The sequence below is a fragment of the Paraburkholderia sp. GAS38 genome, from assembly GCF_050434965.1.
Classification (GTDB): Bacteria; Pseudomonadota; Gammaproteobacteria; order Burkholderiales; family Burkholderiaceae; genus Paraburkholderia; species Paraburkholderia phenazinium_A.
The window spans coordinates 288,032-310,787 of the sequence record NZ_JBNDJO010000010.1 but is presented as its reverse complement, the minus strand read 5'-3'; the positions used below and the strand labels follow the sequence as shown (position 1 = coordinate 310,787).

Sequence of the window (22,756 nt, the reverse complement as noted above, 5' to 3'; positions counted from 1 at the left end):
GGCTCACTAAACGCTAGCGGTGTGAGCCCGCTTTCTTTGCTTACTTTCTTTGCGGCGGCAAAGAAAGTAAGTGCCGCCCCGCACAGGGGCATCGCCAATAGACCACTAAGAAATCAAGGAAAGGCCAACCCCGCAGGAACAACAACCAAAGCGCCGCCCAGGCAAAAAGACAACCCTAAGCAACACCCCCAGGCACCCCCCGCCCGTGCCAGCGAACAACCAACAGCTTGCCACAATAACAAAGCCCGCCGGCAACGCCAATAGCAACCCCCATCCCTTTAGGCGAAGCCCCCTCCCAAACTCCCACAGCAAGAGAAGCCCCCGCCCCCAACGCCAGTTGCACCGCCCCAAACACCGCCGCCGCAGCCCCAGCATTGTTCGGATACCGATGCATCAAATCCGTCGTGCAGTTAGCCGACAACAACCCCACCACCCCAACCACAAAAAACAACCCCGCCACGATCGACCACAACCCACCCCACCCGGTCAGGCAGACCAACGACACAAACAGCGAAGCCACACAGCTAACCGTCGCCGAAAACGAAATGATCGGCAACGACCCCAACCGCCCAATCAGCCGCGTATTCATAAAGTTGCCGAACATGATGCCGACAATATTCAACGCAAACAGAAACCCATAATGCTGCGCGGAAACATGGAAGTACTCGATGTACACAAACGGCGTCGCCGTGATGTACGCGAACATCGATGCAAACGCCATCCCGCCGCATAACATATGCCCCCATGCCACCGGGTCGCGCAGCAACTTCCCATACGCCGCAAACGACTGCAGCACCGCCGAATGCTTGCGCTTCTCCCGCGGCCACGTCTCCGGCACCTTCAGGTACGCCGTCACCGCGCACACCGTGCCAAACAGCGTCAGCGCAACAAACACCACCCGCCATCCGCCCAGCAACAATAACTGGCCGCCAATCAGCGGCGCCAGCAACGGCCCGATCGACGTCACAATCGCAAGCATCGATAACACCCGGGCCGCATCGGCCGGCTCGTGCGCATCCCGCGCAATCGCGCGCGCCAGCACCGACGCCGCACCCGCGCCAAGCGCCTGCACGAAACGGAACGTCACCAGCGATCCAATCGAAAACGAAAAGCCGCAAGCGATGCTCGCCAGCGCATACATGATGATCCCGCCCAGCAGCACCGGCCGCCGTCCGTACGAGTCCGAAAGCGGCCCGTACAACAACATGCCGATCGAAAAGCCAAACATGAAACTCGTGAGCGTCGTCTGCGCGGCACCGGTGCTGACCAGAAACGCCTGCGCAATCGATGGCAGGCTCGGCAGGTACATGTCGATGGAAATCGGTCCGCACGCAGCCAGCGCGCCGAGCAACAGGATCAGCCGGCCATCGGGCCGGCGTCGAGTGACGTGAGACATGGGAATCCAGAAGAAGCAGCCCGCTGACCTACGCGTCGGACCGCGGAAAACAGTGAAGACCGCTGCATTGACAGCCGCAATTGTACGCGACGGTCAAATGGGTCGTCGCGCGTACGCCTGGTCAGCATGGCCGCCAATCGGTTAAGCTCCCGCCTAAGCCATCAACGGCCCTCCCAACCCATCTGCCCTAGTCCGTCATGACCGCCTTCCTGCTGATCTGGAGCCCCAAGAAATGGCCCTGGCCAGAGCTGCCCGATGTCGTCAAGCGGGTCGCCGCCGGTGAAGCGGTGACCGATGTCTGGGGCTGCGGCGTCGCCCGCAGCATCCTGCCCGGCGACCGTGTGTTCCTCCATCGGGTCACCCAGGAACCCCGAGGCGTGTTCGGCTCCGGCTACGTCACGCGCGCGCCGTACGAAGTGCCCGATCCCTACTCCAAACGCGGCTATCGTCTGTGCATTGACTTCGTCTACGACTGGCTCGTCGACGCTCATCAGGAGGTCGTCGTCACGCGCGACGCCTTGCGCGTCCATCCCTTCTCCGTGCAGACGTGGGATGCGCAGGCATCCGGTACGTCGATCAAGCCGGTCGCCGAAGGCGCACTCGAAAAACGCTGGGCCGAACTGACCGGCAAGCGCAAACCACCGCCGCTTGCCCCGCCTACGGGGCCGACGCAGTCCTCCAAGTTTTCGGCCCATGCCGCGGCAAAGCGCGCCGGTGAAGCGGCGGCCGTCAGGCACCCGCCCTTCAGCACCGCGCTCTCGCTGACGTCGGGGAATGGTGCCGCGGGCCCCGCGCGCCCCACCGGCGGCCCCGGGCGATCTGTCCGAAAGAAAGCCTAAACCCGGCCAAACGGGCGTCGCAGCCCGGCCCGTGCGGCGCCCGCCTACCGCACCGCACCGGGACAATCCACCGCAAGCCCCTCTGCTGCCGCGGCCCGCCGACTGCGCGTGACTCCGGTACAATTTCAGATAACCATTCAGCTGCCGCGAAACGGGCATGCGGGCCGGCCGTCCGCCGGCCGTCGCTCAATCCCGCGCGCCTCTGTGCATCCCTATCAGACAGGTCCACGTCCATGTCCAGCCATTCCAGGAACGAAGCGCTTTTCGAACGCGCCCAGCTCACCATCCCCGGTGGGGTCAACTCGCCCGTGCGCGCCTTCCGCTCGGTCGGCGGCACGCCGCGCTTCATCGAGCGCGCGCAGGGCGCCTACTTCTGGGACGCCGACGGCCAGCGCTATATCGACTACATCGGCTCCTGGGGCCCGATGATCCTCGGCCACGTCCATCCGGAAGTGCTCGAAGCCGTGCAGAAGGTGCTCGTCAACGGCTTCTCGTTCGGCGCGCCGACCGAATCCGAGGTCGAGATCGCCGAGGAAATCTGCAAGCTGGTGCCATCCATCGAACAGGTGCGCATGGTCTCGAGCGGCACGGAAGCCACCATGAGCGCGCTGCGTCTCGCCCGCGGCTTCACGAACCGCAGCCGCATCGTCAAGTTCGAAGGCTGCTATCACGGCCACGCGGACAGCCTGCTGGTCAAAGCCGGCTCGGGCCTGCTGACCTTCGGCAATCCGACTTCGGCCGGCGTGCCGGTGGATATCGCGAAGCACACCACGGTCCTCGAATACAACAACGTCACCGCACTTGAAGAAGCCTTCAAGGCCTTCGGCAACGAAATCGCTTCGGTGATCGTCGAGCCGGTAGCGGGCAACATGAACCTCGTGCGCGCCACGCCGGAGTTCCTCGGCGCCCTTCGGCGCCTGTGCAGCGAATACGGCTCCGTGCTGATTTTCGACGAAGTGATGTGCGGCTTCCGCGTCGCGCTGGGCGGCGCCCAGCAGGTCTACGGCATCAAGCCGGATCTCACGTGCCTCGGCAAGGTGATCGGCGGCGGCATGCCGGCTGCCGCATTCGGCGGTCGCCGCGACATCATGGCCCACCTCGCGCCGCTCGGCGGCGTCTACCAGGCGGGTACGCTGTCGGGCAATCCGATCGCCGTGGCGGCCGGCCTGAAGACGCTGCAACTGATCCAGGCACCAGGCTTCTACGACACCCTCAGCGCGCGCACCACGCGTCTCGTGCAAGGTCTCGGCGAGGCGGCTCGCGAAGCGAAGGTGCCGTTCGCGGCGGACGCGCTCGGCGGGATGTTCGGCCTCTACTTCGCGGACAAGGTGCCGGCAAGCTTCGCCGAAGTCACCACCAGCGACGTGCCGCGCTTCAACGCGTTCTTCCACAAGATGCTCGACGCGGGTGTGTACTTCGCGCCGTCGGCCTATGAGGCGGGCTTCGTGTCGATTGCCCACGACGACGCGATCATCGACGCGACGGTCGACGCGGCACGCGGCGCCTTCGCCGCGCTGGCGGCCTGAAGCATCTGAAGCCATGGATGCAAGCGTAAAGACCTCACGATAGAACACGCCACAGCACTTAACGACCGGACGCCGATGTTCTCGCAAACCGATTTCGTCCATATGGAACGCGCGCTCGCTCTGGCGAAGCGCGGTATGTACACGACCGATCCGAACCCGCGCGTCGGCTGCGTGCTGGTCAAGAACGGCGAAGTGATCGGCGAGGGCTTCACGCAGCCGGCCGGGCAGGATCATGCCGAAGTGCGGGCGCTGAAGGACGCGCGTTCGCGCGGCCACGATCTGCGCGGCGCCACGGCCTACGTCACGCTCGAACCATGCAGCCACTTCGGCCGCACGCCGCCGTGCGCCAATGCGCTGATCGAAGCACAGGTGGACCGCGTGGTCGCGGCCATGGAAGACCCGAACCCGCAGGTGTCGGGGCGCGGCCTCAAGATGCTGCGCGACGCGGGTATCGAAGTGCGCTGCGGTCTGCTCGCCAATGAAGCCGCCGAACTGAACATTGGTTTCGTGTCGCGCATGACGCGCGGCCGGCCGTGGGTGCGCATGAAAGTGGCCGCCTCGCTCGACGGCCGCACCGGACTGCCATCCGGCGAAAGCCAATGGATCACAGGCGAAGCCGCGCGCGCCGATGGCCACGCCTGGCGCGCCCGCGCGTCGGCGATCCTGACGGGCATCGGCACCGTGCGGGAAGACGATCCGCGCATGACCGTGCGCGCCGTGGACACGCCGCGCCAGCCGCAACGCGTGCTGATCGACAGCCAGCTCGATGTGCCACCCACCGCGCAGATTCTCGCCGGTGCGCCGACGCTGATTTTCTGCGGCAATCTCGACGAGCGTCACACCGCGCGCGCGAACGTGTTGCGCGACCATGGCGCGGAGATCGTGCAAATGGCGAACGCGGCCGGTAAGGTGGATCTGCCGGGCATGCTGAAGGCGCTCGGCGAGCGCCAGGTCAACGAACTGCACGTCGAGGCCGGCTACAAGCTGAACGGCTCGCTGCTGCGCGAGGGCTGCGTCGACGAGCTGCTGGTTTATCTGGCGCCGAGTCTGCTCGGCATCGACTCGATGGGCATGTTCAGTCTGGTCGCACCGCAAGCGCTCGATAACCGGGTACGCCTGACCTTCCACACCGTCGACCGGATCGGCGACGACGTGCGGATTCTGGCGCGCTTCGCGCCGCAACCCGCGCCCCACCCTACTGCGAACTAAAAGGAACCAGCACGATGTTTACCGGAATCGTCGCGGCGGTCGGCCGCATTGAATCAGTCAAGCCCCTCGGCAACGATGGGATTGCGGGCGTACGCCTGAACGTCAACGCGGGCGCCCTCGATCTCGAGGACGTCCAGCTCGGCGACAGCATCACGATTCAAGGCGCCTGCATGACCGTGGTGGCCAAGACGTCGAACTCGTTCGAAGTGGACGTCTCGCGCGAGAGCCTGAACTGCACGGCGGGCCTCGGCGAGCCGGGCGAGGTCAATCTCGAGAAGGCGCTACGTGCGCATGACCGGCTGGGCGGCCATATCGTGTCGGGCCATGTGGATGGGCTTGGGACGGTCACGCATTTCGCGCCGGTGGGCGAGTCGTATGAATTGCGCGTGCTGGCGCCGCGTGAGATTGGCCGCTATCTCGCGTACAAGGGGTCGATTACCGTCAACGGCGTGAGTCTCACGGTCAACTCGGTGAAGGATCGCGATGACGGCTGCGAGTTTTCGATCAATCTGATTCCGCATACGGTTCAGGTCACCGCGCTCAAGCATCTGCGTGAGGGGGTGAAGGTGAATCTGGAGATTGATTTGATTGCGAGGTATGTGGAGAGGATGCTTAGTACGTCGCCACAATAGTCGTGGTCACCTTAATAAGGCTGCGGGTTCCAATCACTTGATGCGGATCAGATCGCGTAGCGCAACCGGTAGCTGGTCCGTGGGCGTGCTTTCGTCCGGTTGCCCTTTACCCGCTTCGTATCGATAAACGAGATACTTCTTGTCCGTCTCATCACCCTCGTTGGGAATAATCACCAACATCTCCTTGCGTCCGGAATACAACCAGCGAGGTAAGGTTTTCTCTGCAAAGTAAATTCGTTCGTCAGCGTGCGTTACCGGGTTCTGTCGAATTGCGACACCCTTCAGGTAAGGTGGTCCGTAATTAAGCGCAAAAATGAGCGTCTTGCCGACGCATTTTGCCAGTGCAATGTGACCGACAAAATCGGTACGTGGCATGTCAAGAAACGCACGCTCGGTTTTACCCCCCACCTGTACGAATAACGAATCTCCATCCAGACCGTGCGAGCTTGTTTCAAGTTTTGCGCGACTTCCGTCTTCGAGGACACACGAAAGCACTGGCCGCAGGGTGCCAGCATCGCCGGCGTCCGGCGTTGCGCCGAGTGCGGCGGTAGCGACCAGTACAAGGCTGAGAGCGAGACTTTTCATTTCGTCGTCACCATATCGCGGAGAACCTGCATTGAGTCAGGGTCGGCGGCGAGCTTCGTCGCAGCAGCACTAATTTTCTTGTAGTAAATCCCGTTATCTACGCCTCGATACGCTTTGTACGCATCTTCGATAGAACTGGAACGATCAAGCCAATATTGCATGTACTCTGTCCCGAGCTGTATGTTCGTTGCTTCATCGAAGATTTCAGGGCTGTCATGCATGGCAGCCCCGTCACTAAAAGCCTGCTTTGTTTGCGCGTCGCTAGGCATGCGCCCACCGCGCTCTTTCTGCTTCCTGTATTTGTAAACCTGCTGGACACCCCCGAGTTGCATCTGGAAAAGCCCCTTCGCATCGTGCGAGGCGCCAGCATGCGCGTCAAATCTTGATTCCATGTATATCTGGCAAATGATCAGATTCTCATCAAGGGTCGAGTGATTGTTAGCCTCGACCAACTTTCGGATTTCACGCAGTCTTGCTGAATCATCGACCGGCACGGTAGCCGGATTCTGATCCGACTTGGGTGTCAGCTCCGCCTTTTGCGTCTTGATCGCCTTCTTCCCATCTGTCATAGGTGTCGATCCCAGTCGGGGTCCAGCGGCGCATGCTCTTCGAACACGTCGATAGTGGCGGTCACGGCACTGTCTGCATACACCTTTTCGGTGTGTCCGTGTTCATCGGTGCGACCTTCGATCTCTTCCCCGTCGTCAGTCACGATCTTGTAGGGCGTATTCTTGAGTGGATGACCAGTGCGCTCGTCTTTCAAGAGAAAATGCTGATCGTAGGATGCATCGCCGATGTATCTGCCCTGAGGCGTGTACCCCATCGTCGCGAGTTCGGCCGAATCGAAATCCATGAACGCGTTGCTCTGCGACGCAATCAGCTTGGGAGGCGGGTTACATTTGCAGATACAGAGGTCGTTTTCCAGCGCGACCTGCTTGCCCATCAATACCATCGGTCGGTTCGGGCCGACGTTACGGATGTATCCCTCCGACTTGCAGGCGTGACAATTGACCTTTGCTTCCTGATACGCGAAAGGTTGCCCACGCGCGGTCGAAACGGGTTCGCCTTCAAGCACGACACCGTCCGCCGTCGTCTTGTCACCCAGCATAATGAGGTAACGCCTCACACCATATACTCCCATCAACTATTTGAAGCCGGAAAAATCAAGTCACATATTAAAAGACGAGAAATTGCATTTCGCTACCATGCAAGATTCTGGCAGCCTATTATTACGTGACCACCCCCATTATTGTGACCCACCGCACTAAAGATAGTATAGGGAAACTGCTCTTTTCCACTGCCCAACTTCCGAATATAGCTAGCATCGAAATCCTCGAAATATCCGTACCCGTCCGGATTGCCCCTGGGAACGGGATTGAGCTTCAATTTTTTATTAATCGCAGCCAACTGATTCGAGTCAGTCCGCAGAATTACAAAAAATAATGTGGTGCTCGAGTCAAAATAACCCACCTCACTTGCCTCATAGCCAAATACTTTCACGCCCGGTGGGAGGAGATATCTCATCCCGCCATGTTTGTCCTGGCTAACCATCTTCACCCCTAAAGCTTCGAGTGGCTTTTGTGGATCGTCAGGACCACCATCAAACTCACCTCCACTGAAAATTCCAATCGCTTCCGTCTTGCACATCACCGCATTTTCCAGTGCGACCTCCAAACTCTTCTGAGATGAAATTGTCTCCTGTGCAAATGCAGTTAAAGAGAAACTTAATACGCACATCAGCATCACACCAAAAATCGCTCTTGGCAGCCTTCCATCCATGTCCAGATGCATAGCAAGTCCATCCTCGCGTCAATCAATTCACTATTAAGAATAAAGTACACACAATCAACCAAACAACTCGACGCTCATTCATACTTCACCGTAATGTGCATATGAGTGTCGTGTGGTTCGACCCAATTGAGCCACGGCGTATAAACGTAAGGCGCATCCACTTCATTGTCGCCGCGCAACTCTTGATAGAGTCGAGCGAGCTTCTGCCCACCAGCACTGGTAGGGAATGGGGCCTTACGCTCTGCGTGGCTGTGATTGTGAATTTTAAAATCGAGACTCTCCGCCGAATCAACGATCTCCGTAACATCCAATCCAACACCCATCTTGTGCAGTCTGGAGCCGAGCATCGGTCGCCACGAACTTGAGAGATCGACAGTGTTGATATTGAGACGCCATGCTGCTTTCAGAATCGCCGCAAATGCACGAGGCGACGTCCGCTGAAGGGCTTGTTGCACAGTAGTATTGGCACTTGTGTTAATAGCATTCGCGACGGCTCGCGCGGCAAATTTAAGTGTGATGCCCAGTTGGGAAATCTGGACACTGAATGCGTCCATGGAGCGGGAATCTACTCCTGCACTATAAATGGGCTGTAGCGTGGTCGCCCAATCGATCGCTACACTTTGAGGCGCGGCAACGCTTTGGGCCACATTTTGTGGCGTGACTCCGTTTTGGTCCGCACCTTGAGGGATAGTGCCCCCTGCTGTTGCACTTTGAGGAGGGGCACTGCCGCTCGGGGCCGAACTGCCAAGCGTTGGCCGGGATAGCGTTTCTGGCGGGCACAGCCGTGTAATTTCATCATTGGTGAATTCGTGGCTGAGTTTTAGCCACAGGTCGCCATTCAGATAGCCGAAGTATTCGTTGGTCGCCCCGGGTTTCGCTACGATCTCGTTTTCTGCCGGAGTGCTTCCGAGACTATTTTCTGTTGAAAATTTGTCCTGTAAATCCGCTCGTATCTCATAGATATGCACCTTGATGTGCGCGACATCCGGGACGGTCCACGGGAACAATTGAAAACTCCGGTGCAACTCAAAGGCATCGTTGGCAATATGCAACGCGATGCGTGTTACGTCATTTGGGATATTGATTGGTGGCAATGTATGCACATTACGAAGGCCATCATGCAATCCGCTGGAGGTCACCGGAGCTAGAAATTTCGCGGTCTGGCCATGAGTACTGACATAAGGGTAAATGACCTTACGTGCATCAGCATCGACCACCACAAACGGAAGACCGTTGAGATAGGATGCGGAATCGGTCACACCCAAATGCGTCGCGTCATGGCCATAGACGGCTGTGTACATTGGATTGAGATTGTTATCGTCCCGCGGCGCGCAGTAAAAAACGAAAGTGACCTTGCGAGTCAAACAATGCGCATCTTGTGTAGGTTGATTAGCGTCAGCCGTAACCGTGCCAATAGGTGCGCCACTGGAATTTGTCATTTCCTTTCCGTTCTCATCGGTTGTTATCGGAATCAGCAATCGTGCGGATCGTCAACGTAGTCGTCCCCATCTTGACCGGGATCATGCGGATGCACATGAACATTCTGCGGGCTCGCCAGCCATACACGCTGTGTCAATCCGTTCTCGTCGGTGCGTCCATACCACGTCGGTCCGCTTTCGGACTCCAGACGATATGGGTAATCTTTAAGAACTGCACCGCTTTTATCTTTCACGGTGAATTGCGCGCTGTATTGCTTCGCTCCGGGCAGGTCCGGCAAAGGCATGCGCATTGACGCCGCTCCCGGCAAACTCCATTGCGCGCATTTCTCCCAAATCTGTCCGGTTGTGCCATTCTCGATGCCTTGTGCCGTGATGCGAATGTATGACCCGCCGACACCGATCCAGATTTCTTTCGAGGCGTTCAGGACAATCTTTCCGTCGGTGCTCGTGATGGCCAGGTCCTTGAGTGCAGCCAGCGCCATCTCATCGCTTTGAGCTTCAATTCTCACTTTTCCCGCTGCGGCAATCAGTTTCATCCCCGCCTGCTGTACAAACAGACTCAGCTTGTCCCGCACGCTCGCAATCAAGGATTTGCCGACAGCAAGATGAGTGCTTTGGCCACTTACGATGTTGATGTGACGGTCAGCCGTTAGGTGCATTGAATCTTGCGTCGATGTGCCAATTCCAACCGGGCTGGCGAAGAGCATCAGGGCTTTCTGGAACGCGTTTGCGCTGCCCGTGCCACCGCCCGCTGTGCGCCCGCTCGTGGCGTCGGGAGTGAATGCGGATTGCGTTGCATCCGTAAAGCTCTTCAACGAATCCTGCCCGTTCTTCAGGCTTTCCGCCTGATGTGTCTCGCTAGCCTGTGACAACGCCTCGATCACGCTTTCCGAATTATCGAGTTGACTACTCGCGTCGCGTACGTCGAGCGGCTGAGTCGTCGCATCAGCAGTGGGGTGAGTCGAGACATAAAGTCCCTGGCCGGCCCTGATCGCACCATACGCGTCCGACTTGAGATCGAAGCCGCTGCCCACATACGCGCCTCGCGCATTGCCAGTCTGGCTAATCAGGTACCCCAAATGCAATTGCGCATTCGTGCTGCTGCTGAATAACTGCACACGATTCTGACCACTCGAGTCATCCATCACCATCTGGTTGTAGCCACTGCCGCCATACTCTTTCGAGCGGTAGCCTGACAGCAGTCCGTTTGAATGCCAGTGTGGTTTTACTGACCCGTTATACAGACGCGACATCACCACCGGCCGGTCACAATCCCCACCGATGTGATCGATCAGTACCTCTTCGCCCACCCGCGGCATATGCACGCCGCCATATCCGTTACCCGTATCGGCTTGCGCCACCCGCACCCAGCAAGATGCCTTCTCGTCGCCGCCGTTAAGTCGATCCCAGACGAACTGCACCTTGATGCGGTTCAGTTCGTCCGTGTAGATTTCTTCGCCCTTCGGACCCACCACTATCGCCGACTCCAGATGCGTCTCCGGCTTCTGATGGTCGAACGAGCTGCGATACGGCACGCTTGTGCGCTGCGCCTCGATCTCAGCCAGGTAGAAGCCTTCCGAGCCGTCCGCGTGCGTCACCTTGAGCCCGGTATCGCTGGCGTGGCTCGCGCGTACCTCATCGAGCGTGCCCTGCAGGCTGTGCGGATAGTCCGGCCCCGGGTTGCCGGCCGGCACGTTGTTCGCGATCACCCACGACGCCTCGATCACCGCGAACTCCTTCTGGCTCGACTGATCCCGGTCGTGGTCCGGGTGGCCGCTGAGGATAAAGCGCCGTCCCGCATCGATTCTTCGAACCCCACCTACGCCCTTAAAGCGCTTGGCTCGCGACTCCCACTCCTCCATCCGGATCCCGGAGAGCTGGTCGCCCCGGTCCTGTTTCGGATAGGTGTACGCGCCGGTGTATTCGTACACCTCCGCCTGATCAGGCAACGCGCCCTGGTTGGGCATCGTCGGCACGTTGGTACTTTTGGGGTTGAACTGCGTCGAGGGGCTTTTGTAGTCGAATGTGCGCGTGCTCAGCGACGTGCTTTGCAGCGTGCGTGTGCCCGACCATTGGGTGAGCGCATCCGTCTCGCTGCCAGTGCCCGCCCGGTAGAACGGCACTGTTTCCGGCGACAGTGCATCAAGCGTCGCGAGCCGGTCGGTGATCACCAGCGTGTGCGATTTGCCATCCTGCGCCTGCTGCCAGAATCCATATAAGCCTTCGGATTCGAGCAGGCGGTGTACGAAGTTCCAGTCATCTTCGTCCTGGCGGCAGTACGAGCGCGAGGGCAGCGGCTTTGAGAGTGCGAACTGGAATAAACCTTGGGCCTGGGGATGCGTGTTAAAGACGTCTGTGATGATGTCGTCGGCGGTCTTGTCCTGCCAGATCCGCTGGTCGCGGCGGAACTTGAGGAAGTGCATCCAGGAGGCGAAGCCGAGCTGGTAGCTCGTCAGTCCGCTGTTTGAACCGAGGCGGCGTGCGGTATGCACATAGCCGTTGTGGGGCAGGTAGGATTTGTCGGCCTGCTGGATCCACAACGTGACCGGTTGCGCGATCAACGTCTTGAGTTCGATATAACTGGAGGTCGATACCACGTCGACCGTGAATTCGAAGTGGCGGCCGAGGCGCGAGCGGCCCACCACGCGTTGCGGGACCAGCACATTCGACCCCAACGGCGTATCCAGTTTCAGCAGGCGGTCAGTTTGTGAAACGCCGCCCGTTATTGCGCTGATTAAATCCTGTGCTCCCATGCTACCCCGCCTTTCGTCTTTCTTGTGTTCAATACGCGCTCCCGCGTTACCGCGCGATAGTACAAAACTTCAAATTTATTCGCCAGCGTCAAAACATGTAAAACCGCCGTATGGCATGTATTTCCACAGTTTGCATATGCGCCGGGCATATCGGTAAATATCGTCGAGTCAATCCAGCCGTTTCCAGTTTGCACCCGATTGTCATGCGGGTTTAAAAACGCAGCATTCAGACTCATGTCATGAAACAGTAGCAAATGGCCAGCGCCAAAGAAGTCGAATCGAAAGCGTCTGACTACACCGTGCTGTTGCTGCACACAGTCACCTATGTGCGGAGACCCGTTTTGCACAACCGCCTCTCACTGGCCGCCTTTCGAACCGGCTCGGGAAACCGAGACTTGCCAGCCTCCCCAAAGTCAGCCCCTTGCTCACCCCACCTCACCGATTTTCGTCATACCGCAACCGGTGGTCTTGAATGCTTGCGAGGTGCGCCCTCGCCCATCTCGCGAGTTGACGCACCGGTTCGGACAGCGATAGTCCAAGTTCGGTCAGTGCATAGTCCACTTGCGGCGGCGCCGTATCCCGAACTGTACGCACCACCATTCCATCGCGCTCAAGCGTCTTGAGCGTGCGCGTCAACATCTGCTGCGAAATACCGGCCACATGGCGCTTGATATCGTTGAAGCGGCGCGGCTGCTCACGCAGCGCCACCACCACCTGTATGGTCCATTTATCACCGACCCGAGTGAGGATTTCGCTCACCCCACGGCAATCGTTGGGCGGGTCGCGCGGCGCGGTCACATCCATATGACTTAGTCCTGAAAATATGCGTTTTTACCAAGTAGAAAATGATCAGATACTTGGCCCTGACCAACAATCCCGATTGATCGATCCGAGAATATCATGATCCTTTTTTACCATCCTGGTGCTTGCAGTCTTGCCGTTCACATCGCGCTTATCGAGGCGGGAATGCCATATAAACTGTTAAGCATTACGAAGGACAAGCGAACATCCGACGGGCGCGATTTTCTAAAAATCAATCCGAAGGGCTTCGTCCCGACCCTGGAGCTCGACGATGAAAGTGTGCTCGGCGAAGCCCTGGCCATTCTCGCCTACGTCTCTCATCGGACAGGCACGCTGCTACCCGAGGACGGGCGTGTCCGTTGGCAAGCCCTGGAAGCGACCTCCTTCATGACGACCGAGGTCCACGGCAACTTCAAGCCTTTCTGGAAAAACGCACCCGAGCCGGAGAAGGAAAACGCCCGGCAGGCGCTGGTCAAGCACTTCGATATCCTCGCCGGGCAGCTCGGGAACCAGGCGTTCCTGACGGGCGACAGGATGACCATCGCAGACCCTTACCTGTTCGTGATGCTAATGTGGGCGTCCATACACGGAATCAAAGTATCGGAGCGATTCGATGCTTTCTTTACCCGGATGAACGCGCTGCCCTCGGTCGCACAGGCGCTCGCAGAAGAAGGTCTGGCCTGAGCACGACCGCTCGGCGACCCGTTGAATCCGCAGCTCGTTCCGGTCAGTCGACGTAGGCGCCTGAATCGACAACAGCCTCAAATCGGTCAACAATCGGTGACATCGACAAACCAGCGTAACCTGAACGATCTGGAGCGATGCCACATAGGAGATTACGTGAACCCCGTTTCCGATCTTTCTGTTTTGTTGAGAACATTAGAGCCGGTGCTTAACTCAGGCGTGTTTGTGTTTGCGTCGGTCAAGGATGGTCATGCTATTGACCCAGCCGCTATCGTCGCATCGATTCGAGAGCCCGAGGGTTTGTCGGTTGTTGTGAGCGAGACTGACGCGGCAATCAGTGGTTTGAACGCGTTATTCAAATGCGCCTGGATTACGCTGACCGTGAATTCAGCGCTGGATGCGATCGGGTTGACCGCAGCATTCGCCAGTGCATTGGGCCGCGCCGGCATCAGCTGTAACGTGGTGGCAGGCGCGTACCACGATCATATTTTTGTTCCTCTCGAATCGGCACAGGCGGCGATGCAGGTGCTTCATCAGTTGCAGACGAACGGAGGCGCGGCGTAAGCACGCATTCGACCGGCTGTTCGATGAAGTGTGTCGCTCAGGAACCGCCGAACCAGTTGTAGCCCTGGTTCTCCCAATAACCGCCGGGGTAGTCGTTCGTCACGATGATCGCGACGATGTGTTTGGGATTCTTGTAGCCGAGCTTGGTGGGCATGCGCAGCTTCATCGGAAAGCCGTACTTCGGCGGCAGCACCTGGCCATCGTAGGTCAGCGTGAGAAGCGTCTGCGCATGCAGCGCGGTGGGCATGTCGATGCTCGTCCAGTAGTTGTCCGCACAATGCAACGACACGTAGCGTGCCGTCGTATCCGCGCCGGCGCGCTTCAGGAAGTCGGCAAAACGCACGCCGCCCCAGCGTCCGATCGCGCTCCATCCTTCAATGCAGATATGGCGGGTGATCTGGTCCTGCTGCGGCAGCGCGCGCAGCTCGTCGAGCGTCCAGACACGTTTGCCATGCGCAAGACCGCCTACCTGAAGCCGGTACGAGGCCGGGTCGACTTCCGGCACGTCGTCGATATCGTAGAACGCGTTGAACGGAAACGGCCGCGTGATCATCGACTCGGGATAGGTCGGCGCCATCCTGTGCGGATCGAACAGCAGGGCCTGTACGTCGTCGTTGAAGAACGAGATCCTGCGCAGCATCGTGTTGACCGATTTGTCGCTGCTGAGATCGCAGCCGGACAACATCGCCAGGCCGCCGAGCGAGAGAATCCGCTTGCCGAGCAGGCGGCGCGCGGGATTTCCCAGTTCGTTGCGCGCATCCTTGATGATGGATTCAGCGTGAGACGAAAGAAACGAACCCGGCTCCTGAGCTCTTTTTCGAAAGGTCACGGTTACCGTCCGCGGATCATCAGAAGCAGCGAGCGCGGCACCAGCGCGACCATTGCGACGTGTACGACGAAGAACGCCACCAGCACGCTCATTGCAAAAAAATGCACGACACGCGCGTTGTCGTACCCGCCCATCAGCATGCGCGGCAGTGGAAACTGCACCGACTTCCATATAGCCAGTCCCGAGAGGATCACCAACGCGATATCGACGATGACGGCCAGATAGGCGAATTTCTGCACGGCGTTGTAGCGTGTGAGGTCCTCGTGCCCGAGCGTGCCGCGCAGCGCGGCGACGAGATCGGTCGCAAGCGACCTGAGGCCGATCGGCAGCAGTTTCCGGCGCAGACGTCCGGAAGCGACATTCAGCATGAGGTAGACGAGGAAATTCGCCACCAGCATCCACATGACCGCGAAGTGCCACAGCAAGGCACCGCCGAGCCACCCGCCCAATGTCATGGCGGAAGGAAATCGCAAGACTGGAAAAATCGGCGAGGCGTCGTAGACCTGCCAACCGCTCATCGCCATCAGGACGACAGCGAGCGCGTTAATCCAGTGTGTGATGCGGACCCAGGCGGGTTGAATCGTTGCGTGGCTCAAAGCGATCTCGTGATGGATGAGGGCCGATATCAGGCCGGTACTGTGGCCAACCGCGCTTGCCGCAAATGGGGCAGCTCGCCGCCATGAGCGGCCACAGTGAACCGGCATCCTGCGTTAGAACTGCGGCGCCACGCCGTCCTTCTCGACGAACAGCACGTGCGCGTCATAAATGCCGTTCGCACCGGGCGTCACCACGAGGAACACCTTCTTCCCTGCCGTGAGATCCGTTCTGCTCGCCGGCACCGGCGTCACGACGGGCACGTTTTCCGGCACTGTCACCGTACTGCTGCCGCCCTTGTACGACAGATTCAATTCACGGCCGCTGGTACCGGTGACCACCGACACCACATTTGCATTCGTCATCGTACTGTTGGGACCGAAGTCATAAGCGAAATGCCCTTCGGCCGTACCGCGTGCAGCATCAGGAAAGACGATCATCGACGTGGCCGTCAATTTGCCATCGCTGCCCGCTAGCGCCGGCGTCCCCACGTATGTACCGACTTTGGCGTCGGAAAGCCTGGCGGCCTTGAGCGCCGAGACCCCGACGTCCGGCTTGACATCGACCGCCACGGTGTCGCCGCTGTTCCGATGCACGGTCAGCGTTTCGCCTTTGAACGACACAATATCGCCACGAATCCGCTCCGGTTTGACGTCCGGCGTTTGCGCAAAAGACACGCTCGAAAACGCAACAGCAGCGAACCAAACACCTAGTTTGTAATGAATCGACACGAGTTACTCCATCTACATGAATGCCATTGAATCGGGACGCCAGACGCTGACGGATGCCACGGTTGTCACGGTCGCCGAAGACCGGCCTCCGACGTCTGGACGTGTGCGTTGCCGGGGTGTTAGCCACTCAGGACAACTGATTCTTCATGGCCAGGACGTCGATCGGTTCGATCGACGGGGGGCTTGCCAGCAGCTCGTCGACGCGCGCCATCAGGGCACCGGCCATATTGCCGCGCAGGTGTGCCTGGCGATCCTCTTCGCTCGCAAACGCGTCGAAGACACCGAAGGTCGTCGGCGACAGCCTGAGGGCGAACCAGATCGGCGTGGTCGTCTCCCGATTGGTCATTTCAAGGCCCGCGGTGAGGAAGTCGGCGACCGCCTGCTCCTTTCCCGGTTTGGCTTCAAGTCGGACAAAAAAGGCGTGCGTGATCATCTGTGTTCTCCGGTGCCCGCGTGAGGAGTTCATGCGGTGAGCCACACTGTACAAACAGAGTCCGTTAGCGAATACTGTCTGAATCGACAATTTTGGTATCAATCCTGCCATGCGAATTTTTGTCCTCGCGCTCGACGGGGTGTTCGACACGGGCCTCACCACGGTGCTCGATAGCTTGACGATGGCCAACGGCCTTGCAAGCACGACAGGGGTGGCCACAGCGGGCTTTGACATCACCGTGGTGGGGATGCGGCCGCAGGTGCACACCGAGCTTGGCATGCAAGTGCCCGTCCGCGATATGAGCGGCGCACCTGCGCCGGACTGGGTCGTCTTGCCGGCACTCAACCGCATGACGGGCGAGGCGCTTGTGCCTGTACTCGGCCGGGACGATGTGGTCGATGCGCTGGGCGCCTTGCGCGCATGGCGAAGTGGCGGCGCCCGCGTTGCAGCCGCCTGCACGGGTACGTTCGTGCTGGCTGAAAGCGGCTTGCTCGACGGTGGCGAAGCCACGACCACCTGGTGGCTCTCACCGCTGTTCCGGCAGCGCTACCCAAAGGTGAACCTGGATGCGCACCGGATTGTCGTTCCCAGCGGCGGCGCGCTAACGGCGGGGGCGGCCCTGAGCCACCTCGATCTTGCGCTCTGGCTGATCCGCAACAACAGCCCTGAGCTTGCGGCGCTCGTGGCGAAGTACCTCGTGTTCGATACGCGACTGTCGCAGTCTGCCTATGCGATCTCCGATCACCTCTCCCACTCGGACCCGCTAGTCGAGCGGTTCGACCGCTGGGTGCGCGATCACCTCGGCACGGCAATCGCACTCGACGTCGTCGCCGATGCGTTGGCGACCAGTCCGCGAACGTTGACGCGACGTCTGAACGCGGTGCTCGGTAAAACCCCTATCGAGTACATTCAGGATCTGCGGATCGAGCGCGCGGTCCAATTACTCAAGACGACCAGGCTCACCGTCGATCGCATTGCGGAGCAGGTCGGGTACGCGGACGGCCACACGTTGCGAACGTTGTTGCGACGGCGGATCGGTAAGGGAGTCCGCGAGTTGCGGGTGTCGTGAATCGGGCGCGAGCCGGAAAACAATCGCGGCAACATCGATCGGCAGACCAGAGGCTTCACGGGACTGAACGCCCACTGTCACGGCGCATCGATCCCCAACGCTTCGAGCAGCGGTCCGAGATACGCCGCGTAAGCCTGCCAGCGGCCTTTCGATGTTGCATAGAGCGGCTGGCGCACCTGGTTCACACTGGCCGTGCGCACCACGCGGCGGTTCTCGTGGAAGTTCAGACACGCATCGTCCCAGGGCAGATCGAGGAATTCGATCAGCCGCTTCGCTTCGCCTTCGATGTCATCCACCACGGCTTCGTAATCCACCTCGATGAAGCGATCTTTCGGCAACACCTCGCGCCAGTGCGCCATCAGGCGCTCGTAGTAGCGGTAGTACGTGCCGAGTTCGGTCTGGTCATAGCTGAACGACTGCTCACCAATAAAGAGTTTCGTATAGCACGACAGACAGGTATCGACCGGATCACGCCGCGCGTGGATGATGCGCGCACCGGGCAGGATTAGCGGAATCAGGCCCGCGTACAGGAAGTTGCCCGGCATCTTGTCGACGAGGCGTGTGCGGCCCTGCGCGAGCGGTGCGATGCGCTCAAGGTAGTGGCGTCCAATCTGTTTCAGCACACGGCTGGCTTCGCCTTGGTTCGCATCGTCATTGACCAGCGCGGGCAGATGGTCAGGATAAATTCCGCTCCCCTCTACCACGAGCCGCAACGCCGACAACTCGCCCGCACCCGTTACCTGCGGATGCGATGAAACGATCTGCTCGATCAGCGTGGTACCCGAACGCGGCATGCCGAGGACGAACACCGGCAAATCGGAGGCCTCGCCTTTGCCGCTCAGCCTGTGGTACAGCCCGGGTGTAAAGGTGCGCGCAAGGTGCGCCATCCACTGGCCGGATTCGACCACGTCATAGTCGAAGGTCGTACGTTTCTGGCGACAGCCCGCCTCGAAATGGGCGAACGCACGTTCACCATCCTTGATATCCAGATACGCCTTGCCCAGCGCAAAATGCACCGCAATCCGGTTGGGCAGCGGCCGGCGTTCGCCTTCCGCGAGAAACGCTTCAAGTACGGTAAAAGCGGGGTCGCCCACGCTGAATTTGTGCGCATCGGTACGGGCAGCGAGAATCGGTGCGGAGTCCGGAAAGATTTCTAGTGCATGATCGAACGCGGCGAGCGCGGCGTCTTTCCGGCCCGCTTCCATTAACAGCCTCGCACGGCCTAGCAGGGCGTCCTCGGCCAACGCGCCAGGCAACTGTGCCGCATGGTCGAACTCCACGAGCGCCTCGTCGGTCTCGCCCAGCGCCTGCAACACCAGCGCGAGCGCATGATGCGCATCCGTGCTGTGGGGCACAAGCGCCACCGCCTGACGCGCGAAATCAAGCGCTTCCGTAAAGCGCTCGATCTGCCGAAGCACTTTGGCGCATGCGATGAGTGCGGACGGATGTTGCGGTGCGAACGCGCGGAGCATGTCGAGCGCATTCAGGGCATCGTCGTAATGACGGCGCGAGGTTTCGACCTCGGCCAGGTTCAGGTAAGCATCAATCAGACGCGGGTTCAGATCGATCGCAAAGCGGGCCTTGATGGCCGCTTCGTCGTAGCGCCCCTGCGTGGACAGCAGATACCCGAGATTGCTGTGCGCTTCAGCGTAATCCGCATCCAGTTCCAGCGCCCGGCGGTAGTGGAATTCGGCAAGATCAAGGCGGTCAAGGCGCCGGCAGGTATTGGCGAGATTGTTGTGCGCCTGCGCCCAGCCGGGTTGTAGTGCGATCACGCGTTCGAGGCAGATCCGGCTTTCCTCGAACTTGCCCGCCTCCTGAAGCACGATGCCGAGGTTGTTCCAGCCCGACACGAGCGAGGCATCCATCGCCACGGCACGGCGGCCTGCTTCCTCGGCATCCGCGAGCAATCCCTTTTGTCGGCACAGTTCGGCGAGATCGCTTGAATACGCAGCGGGTGCACCCGCTGCGTTGCACGCTTGGCGTATGTGAGAAATCGCTAGATCGAGCTTGCCGTCGGCGTGGGCCATCAGGCCGAGCAGATGCAGCGCATCGGCCTGCCCCGGCCACACTGCCAGCACGCTCTGGCAGCACTGTTCGGCCTGCGTGGCCTGGCCGGCGCTCCAGTGCGCGCGCGCACGCTGGAGGGCTTCAGGGATACCTGGAGTGTCCTTGCTGGGAACGGTGGGCATGACGGTTTCAGAATTGATAACCCACCCGAATGCTACCCTGCTGAGCCGACGCATGATCCGTGTTGATCACCGTGTCGTAGTTCAGCGATACGTCCATGTTCTTCGTCGGATGCAGCGTGACGCTTGCGCCTGTCGTCAGGTAGCCACGCGGCAGGTTGGTCCCCGGTGCGGCGAACCCCGTGCCGTCCTGTGCGGCAACTGTCATTGTCCGGTTCACATCGAGCAGTTCACGCGCGTAGCCGAGCCGCAACTCGACGTTCACAGGCTTCACCGCATCGCCGAATGCCTTGTCGAGCGTGACGCCGGCATACGGCTGCAGGCTGTGCACATTGTCCGTGCCGACGTTCAGATCTTCTCCACCCGCCCCGCTCTCACCGAAACCGTTCGCGTGGAAATACGCGTAGCGCAGTCCGACGCGCGGCGTGACCGTTACGTCGCCGAACCTCATCGGCAAACTCGCCTGGGCACCCGTGGTGACATCCTGCCCCATGTGGTCGCCTTCGGCTGTGTCTGTCGCGTCACCGAATGGACGCTTTTGCGACAGGAAGTCGAGGCCGACGCCGAGTGTCGCGGCCAGGCTCACCGGCCCCACGAAGCGACTGCCGTACAGCGCTGCGCGCAGCGTGTCGATCGTGCCCGAGTCGCCAGTGCCCTGTTCGTCGATGTCCGAATGGTCGTAACCGGCCGACACGCCTACGGTGTAGTCACCGAGTTTCTGGTCGAGCCCGGCGAGGAAGCCATAGCGATTCGTCTGGAAGCCGGGTTCGCTGTTGGTGCCTTCCACCTTCGTCTGGACACCGGTGGCAGCAACCCAGCCGTCGGGCTGTCCAGCAGTGGCCGCTGACGCGTGATCCAGGCGGTCGAGCAGCGTGGCGCCCGTGGCCTGCGCGCCGAGAAGGGCGGAGGTGCCGACTGCCGTGTAGATGCTGGTGTCGGTTGGTGCAACGACCACGGGTGCCGCAGGTGCGTCAGGCGTAACGGCATCGGCCAGCACAAGCTGGACGTTATTCGCGCCATAGGTGACCGATGTCGTGAGCGTGCCGAGGTAGGACGTGCCCGTGCTCGTCGTGCTGGCGAAGGCGCCGGAGAGACTGTGTGCCGAGACCAGCGTGTAGCTTCTCGCCGAGTATGTGCCCGGATCGTAGGTAATCGCCAGTGTTCCGCCGAGCGTTGCCGTGCCGCTCACGGCCAAAGCCGAAGCCGCTGTCGGGCTGACCTCGATAGAGAGCGTCGCGGCACTCGCCTGCGTGTAGTTGCCGCCCACAGTCAACGTGCCGACCGTGCCGCCTGGCATGACCGTGCCGTTATTGGTCACGCTGCCTGTGACCGTGCCGTGGCCACGCAGCGTGCCGGCCGCGTCGACCTGAACATCGCCACCGAGTACCGCCGATGGCGTGTTGATATCACCCACTTCGAGCAGGCCGCCCGTAATCTCGGTGGTGCCGGTAAACGACGAACTGTTGCCATCAAAGATCTGCGAGCCGCTGCCCTGCGTAAGCAGTTTGCCACTGCCTGTGATCGTTCCTCCGAAGGTGCCGCTCGCGTTCATGAGCGTCAGGCTCTGCGTACCCAACGCCACCGTCCCTGTACCGGCGAGACTCGCAATGGAAGCGCCAGCCGTGGTACCGGAGATATCGAATGTGCCGTTGTCGGTTACGCCGCTCGACGCCGCAACACTGCCGGCGCCCGATAGCGACAGCGTCGCGCCACTGTTGATTGTCGTCGCGCCCGTGTAGGTGTTGGTGTTAGTCAGGGTCAGCGAGCCGCCACGGATACTGCTGGCGACCGTCAAGTTGCTGCCACCGCTGATCGTGCCGCTGATCGTCGACGCCACGCCATCCGTATCGATCGTGCCGTTACCGCTCAGCACAACGCTGCGGCTGGAGGTGATGCCCGCTGTGGTTTGCAGTGTGCCGCCGTTGAAGGTCAACGCACCCGCTGAAGCGCCCAGATTTCCATCGGACGAAATCGCCAGCGTGCCGCCGGTAATCGTCGTGCCACCACTGTAGGTATTCGTGCCCGATAGCGTCAGCGTACCGTTGCCGTTTACCGTCACGTTGCCACTGCCCGAGATGATGCCGCTTACGCCAAAGTCATTCGTGCTACTGAGTGTCAATGCTGAGGTGCTGCCGTCGAGCAGGATGGCATTGGTCAACGTCACGCCACTAACTGCTGCGCCAATGGTGGCACTTACCGTACTCACAGTCGTGCCCACCACCGTGCCCGCATTCAGCTCGATGGGGCCGTTGAGAGCCGCATTGGTCGTTTCAATCGTCAGCGAATTCGTGCCGCCAGTGAACCGGATCGCATCACCCTGCGCCCCACTGCCTCCATTCGCCAAGCCGCCGGAGATCGTGCCGCTGTTGGTAATCGTCATGTTCGAGCCGCTAACGCCGGCACCACCCGCGCCACCGCTACCACCATCGCTACCCGTTCCCCCGTTGCCGCCTTGAATGGTGCCCGCGTTGGACAGGGTCCCGCTGCTAATCAAAACACCTGTGCCACCACCACCGCCACCGCCGCCACCATTGGTAACCCCATTCCCCCCATTACCGCCATCGCCCGCTTGAATAGTTCCCGTGTTAGACAACGAGGTCCCTGTATTGGCCAGGACACCCGTACCGCCACCACCACCGCCGCCGCCCAAAAAGCCACCACCCCCATCGCCACCGCGACCACCTTGAATGGT

Annotated in this window: 21 protein-coding genes; 7 read left to right on the top strand and 14 right to left on the bottom strand. The window is 60.2% G+C overall.

Annotation, left to right across the window (positions count from 1 at the left end):
• Window positions 1-175: 175 nt before the first annotated feature.
• Window positions 176-1,396, bottom strand: coding sequence for a Bcr/CflA family multidrug efflux MFS transporter (locus tag P3T42_RS23730; RefSeq protein ID WP_429307407.1), 1,221 nt, complete (start codon window positions 1,394-1,396; stop codon window positions 176-178).
• 197 nt (window positions 1,397-1,593) lie between these two features.
• On the opposite strand from P3T42_RS23730, the gene P3T42_RS23725 reads away from it, so the two are divergent.
• From P3T42_RS23725 to P3T42_RS23710, 4 genes are all read left to right on the top strand, one after another.
• Window positions 1,594-2,235 carry a hypothetical protein gene (locus P3T42_RS23725; protein ID WP_429307406.1) on the top strand — a complete coding sequence of 214 codons (642 nt, stop codon included), beginning with the start codon at window positions 1,594-1,596 and terminating at the stop codon, window positions 2,233-2,235.
• Window positions 2,236-2,468: 233 nt separating this feature from the next.
• Window positions 2,469-3,761 carry a glutamate-1-semialdehyde 2,1-aminomutase gene (gene hemL / locus P3T42_RS23720; protein ID WP_429307405.1) on the top strand — a complete coding sequence of 431 codons (1,293 nt, stop codon included), beginning with the start codon at window positions 2,469-2,471 and terminating at the stop codon, window positions 3,759-3,761.
• Between the two features lie 75 nt (window positions 3,762-3,836).
• Window positions 3,837-4,970 (top strand): bifunctional diaminohydroxyphosphoribosylaminopyrimidine deaminase/5-amino-6-(5-phosphoribosylamino)uracil reductase RibD, encoded by a 1,134-nt coding sequence (gene ribD / locus P3T42_RS23715; RefSeq protein ID WP_074300501.1) that lies wholly within the window; start codon window positions 3,837-3,839, stop codon window positions 4,968-4,970.
• Between the two features lie 14 nt (window positions 4,971-4,984).
• The gene (locus tag P3T42_RS23710; protein WP_074300502.1) at window positions 4,985-5,602 is read left to right on the top strand and encodes a riboflavin synthase; all 618 of its coding nucleotides are present in this window, start codon (window positions 4,985-4,987) and stop codon (window positions 5,600-5,602) included.
• A 33-nt stretch (window positions 5,603-5,635) separates the two neighbouring features.
• Here the strand turns inward: P3T42_RS23710 and P3T42_RS23705 are convergent, their stop codons facing one another.
• The 7 genes from P3T42_RS23705 to P3T42_RS23675 form a co-directional block, all read right to left on the bottom strand.
• Window positions 5,636-6,187 (bottom strand): hypothetical protein, encoded by a 552-nt coding sequence (locus P3T42_RS23705; RefSeq protein WP_429307404.1) that lies wholly within the window; start codon window positions 6,185-6,187, stop codon window positions 5,636-5,638.
• Window positions 6,184-6,756 (bottom strand): transglycosylase SLT domain-containing protein, encoded by a 573-nt coding sequence (locus tag P3T42_RS23700; protein WP_074300504.1) that lies wholly within the window; start codon window positions 6,754-6,756, stop codon window positions 6,184-6,186. The genes P3T42_RS23705 and P3T42_RS23700 overlap by 4 nt, the downstream gene beginning before the upstream one ends.
• Window positions 6,753-7,295, bottom strand: coding sequence for a PAAR domain-containing protein (locus tag P3T42_RS23695; RefSeq protein WP_083640640.1), 543 nt, complete (start codon window positions 7,293-7,295; stop codon window positions 6,753-6,755). Before P3T42_RS23695 ends, P3T42_RS23700 begins: the two co-directional genes overlap by 4 nt.
• 92 nt (window positions 7,296-7,387) lie before the next feature.
• Entirely contained in the window at window positions 7,388-7,978 is a 591-nt protein-coding gene (locus P3T42_RS23690) for a hypothetical protein (protein ID WP_429307403.1), read from the bottom strand.
• A 74-nt stretch (window positions 7,979-8,052) separates the two neighbouring features.
• Complete coding sequence (locus P3T42_RS23685) at window positions 8,053-9,417, bottom strand: hypothetical protein (RefSeq protein WP_143788474.1); 1,365 nt, start codon at window positions 9,415-9,417, stop codon at window positions 8,053-8,055.
• A 32-nt stretch (window positions 9,418-9,449) separates the two neighbouring features.
• Window positions 9,450-12,170 carry a type VI secretion system Vgr family protein gene (locus P3T42_RS23680; protein WP_429307402.1) on the bottom strand — a complete coding sequence of 907 codons (2,721 nt, stop codon included), beginning with the start codon at window positions 12,168-12,170 and terminating at the stop codon, window positions 9,450-9,452.
• 435 nt (window positions 12,171-12,605) lie between these two features.
• Window positions 12,606-12,974, bottom strand: a complete 369-nt coding sequence (locus P3T42_RS23675) for a winged helix-turn-helix transcriptional regulator (protein ID WP_429307401.1) — start codon at window positions 12,972-12,974, stop codon at window positions 12,606-12,608.
• A gap of 96 nt (window positions 12,975-13,070) precedes the next feature.
• Between P3T42_RS23675 and P3T42_RS23670 the strand changes: the two genes are divergently transcribed.
• Both P3T42_RS23670 and P3T42_RS23665 read left to right on the top strand, forming a co-directional pair.
• A complete protein-coding gene (locus P3T42_RS23670) occupies window positions 13,071-13,655 on the top strand; it encodes a glutathione binding-like protein (RefSeq protein ID WP_429307400.1) in 585 nt (194 codons plus the stop codon).
• A gap of 156 nt (window positions 13,656-13,811) precedes the next feature.
• Window positions 13,812-14,219: an ACT domain-containing protein gene (locus tag P3T42_RS23665; protein ID WP_429307399.1), complete on the top strand. Its 408-nt coding sequence runs from the start codon at window positions 13,812-13,814 to the stop codon at window positions 14,217-14,219.
• 37 nt (window positions 14,220-14,256) lie between these two features.
• Here the strand turns inward: P3T42_RS23665 and P3T42_RS23660 are convergent, their stop codons facing one another.
• From P3T42_RS23660 to P3T42_RS23645, 4 genes are all read right to left on the bottom strand, one after another.
• Window positions 14,257-15,048 carry a molybdopterin-dependent oxidoreductase gene (locus P3T42_RS23660; protein WP_429307398.1) on the bottom strand — a complete coding sequence of 264 codons (792 nt, stop codon included), beginning with the start codon at window positions 15,046-15,048 and terminating at the stop codon, window positions 14,257-14,259.
• A 2-nt stretch (window positions 15,049-15,050) separates the two neighbouring features.
• On the bottom strand, window positions 15,051-15,644 hold the full coding sequence (locus tag P3T42_RS23655; protein ID WP_429307397.1) for a cytochrome b/b6 domain-containing protein: 594 nt from the start codon (window positions 15,642-15,644) through the stop codon (window positions 15,051-15,053).
• Window positions 15,645-15,758: 114 nt separating this feature from the next.
• Window positions 15,759-16,373: a hypothetical protein gene (locus P3T42_RS23650; RefSeq protein WP_074300513.1), complete on the bottom strand. Its 615-nt coding sequence runs from the start codon at window positions 16,371-16,373 to the stop codon at window positions 15,759-15,761.
• A gap of 127 nt (window positions 16,374-16,500) precedes the next feature.
• Window positions 16,501-16,806, bottom strand: coding sequence for a putative quinol monooxygenase (locus P3T42_RS23645; protein WP_074300514.1), 306 nt, complete (start codon window positions 16,804-16,806; stop codon window positions 16,501-16,503).
• A gap of 109 nt (window positions 16,807-16,915) precedes the next feature.
• Between P3T42_RS23645 and P3T42_RS23640 the strand changes: the two genes are divergently transcribed.
• Window positions 16,916-17,875, top strand: a complete 960-nt coding sequence (locus P3T42_RS23640; protein WP_074300515.1) for a GlxA family transcriptional regulator — start codon at window positions 16,916-16,918, stop codon at window positions 17,873-17,875.
• Window positions 17,876-17,952: 77 nt separating this feature from the next.
• Here P3T42_RS23640 and P3T42_RS23635 read toward each other — a convergent pair whose 3' ends face one another.
• Window positions 17,953-20,067, bottom strand: a complete 2,115-nt coding sequence (locus P3T42_RS23635; RefSeq protein ID WP_429307396.1) for a sulfotransferase — start codon at window positions 20,065-20,067, stop codon at window positions 17,953-17,955.
• A gap of 7 nt (window positions 20,068-20,074) precedes the next feature.
• Window positions 20,075-22,444, bottom strand: coding sequence for an autotransporter outer membrane beta-barrel domain-containing protein (locus P3T42_RS23630; RefSeq protein ID WP_429307417.1), 2,370 nt, complete (start codon window positions 22,442-22,444; stop codon window positions 20,075-20,077).
• Between the last annotated feature and the right edge of the window lie 312 nt (window positions 22,445-22,756).

Bases quoted from the DNA above. Each gene is read 5' to 3' on its own strand.
- P3T42_RS23730 (WP_429307407.1), bottom strand. From the start codon at position 1,396: ATGTCTCACGTCACTCGACGCCGGCCCGATGGCCGGCTGATCCTGTTG.
- P3T42_RS23725 (WP_429307406.1), top strand. From the start codon at position 1,594: ATGACCGCCTTCCTGCTGATCTGGAGCCCCAAGAAATGGCCCTGGCCA.
- hemL (WP_429307405.1), top strand. From the start codon at position 2,469: ATGTCCAGCCATTCCAGGAACGAAGCGCTTTTCGAACGCGCCCAGCTC.
- ribD (WP_074300501.1), top strand. From the start codon at position 3,837: ATGTTCTCGCAAACCGATTTCGTCCATATGGAACGCGCGCTCGCTCTG.
- P3T42_RS23710 (WP_074300502.1), top strand. From the start codon at position 4,985: ATGTTTACCGGAATCGTCGCGGCGGTCGGCCGCATTGAATCAGTCAAG.
- P3T42_RS23705 (WP_429307404.1), bottom strand. From the start codon at position 6,187: ATGAAAAGTCTCGCTCTCAGCCTTGTACTGGTCGCTACCGCCGCACTC.
- P3T42_RS23700 (WP_074300504.1), bottom strand. From the start codon at position 6,756: ATGACAGATGGGAAGAAGGCGATCAAGACGCAAAAGGCGGAGCTGACA.
- P3T42_RS23695 (WP_083640640.1), bottom strand. From the start codon at position 7,295: ATGCTGGGTGACAAGACGACGGCGGACGGTGTCGTGCTTGAAGGCGAA.
- P3T42_RS23690 (WP_429307403.1), bottom strand. From the start codon at position 7,978: ATGCATCTGGACATGGATGGAAGGCTGCCAAGAGCGATTTTTGGTGTG.
- P3T42_RS23685 (WP_143788474.1), bottom strand. From the start codon at position 9,417: ATGACAAATTCCAGTGGCGCACCTATTGGCACGGTTACGGCTGACGCT.
- P3T42_RS23680 (WP_429307402.1), bottom strand. From the start codon at position 12,170: ATGGGAGCACAGGATTTAATCAGCGCAATAACGGGCGGCGTTTCACAA.
- P3T42_RS23675 (WP_429307401.1), bottom strand. From the start codon at position 12,974: ATGGATGTGACCGCGCCGCGCGACCCGCCCAACGATTGCCGTGGGGTG.
- P3T42_RS23670 (WP_429307400.1), top strand. From the start codon at position 13,071: ATGATCCTTTTTTACCATCCTGGTGCTTGCAGTCTTGCCGTTCACATC.
- P3T42_RS23645 (WP_074300514.1), bottom strand. From the start codon at position 16,806: ATGATCACGCACGCCTTTTTTGTCCGACTTGAAGCCAAACCGGGAAAG.
- P3T42_RS23640 (WP_074300515.1), top strand. From the start codon at position 16,916: ATGCGAATTTTTGTCCTCGCGCTCGACGGGGTGTTCGACACGGGCCTC.
- P3T42_RS23635 (WP_429307396.1), bottom strand. From the start codon at position 20,067: ATGCCCACCGTTCCCAGCAAGGACACTCCAGGTATCCCTGAAGCCCTC.
- P3T42_RS23630 (WP_429307417.1), bottom strand. From the start codon at position 22,444: ATGACGATTACCAACAGCGGCACGATCTCCGGCGGCTTGGCGAATGGA.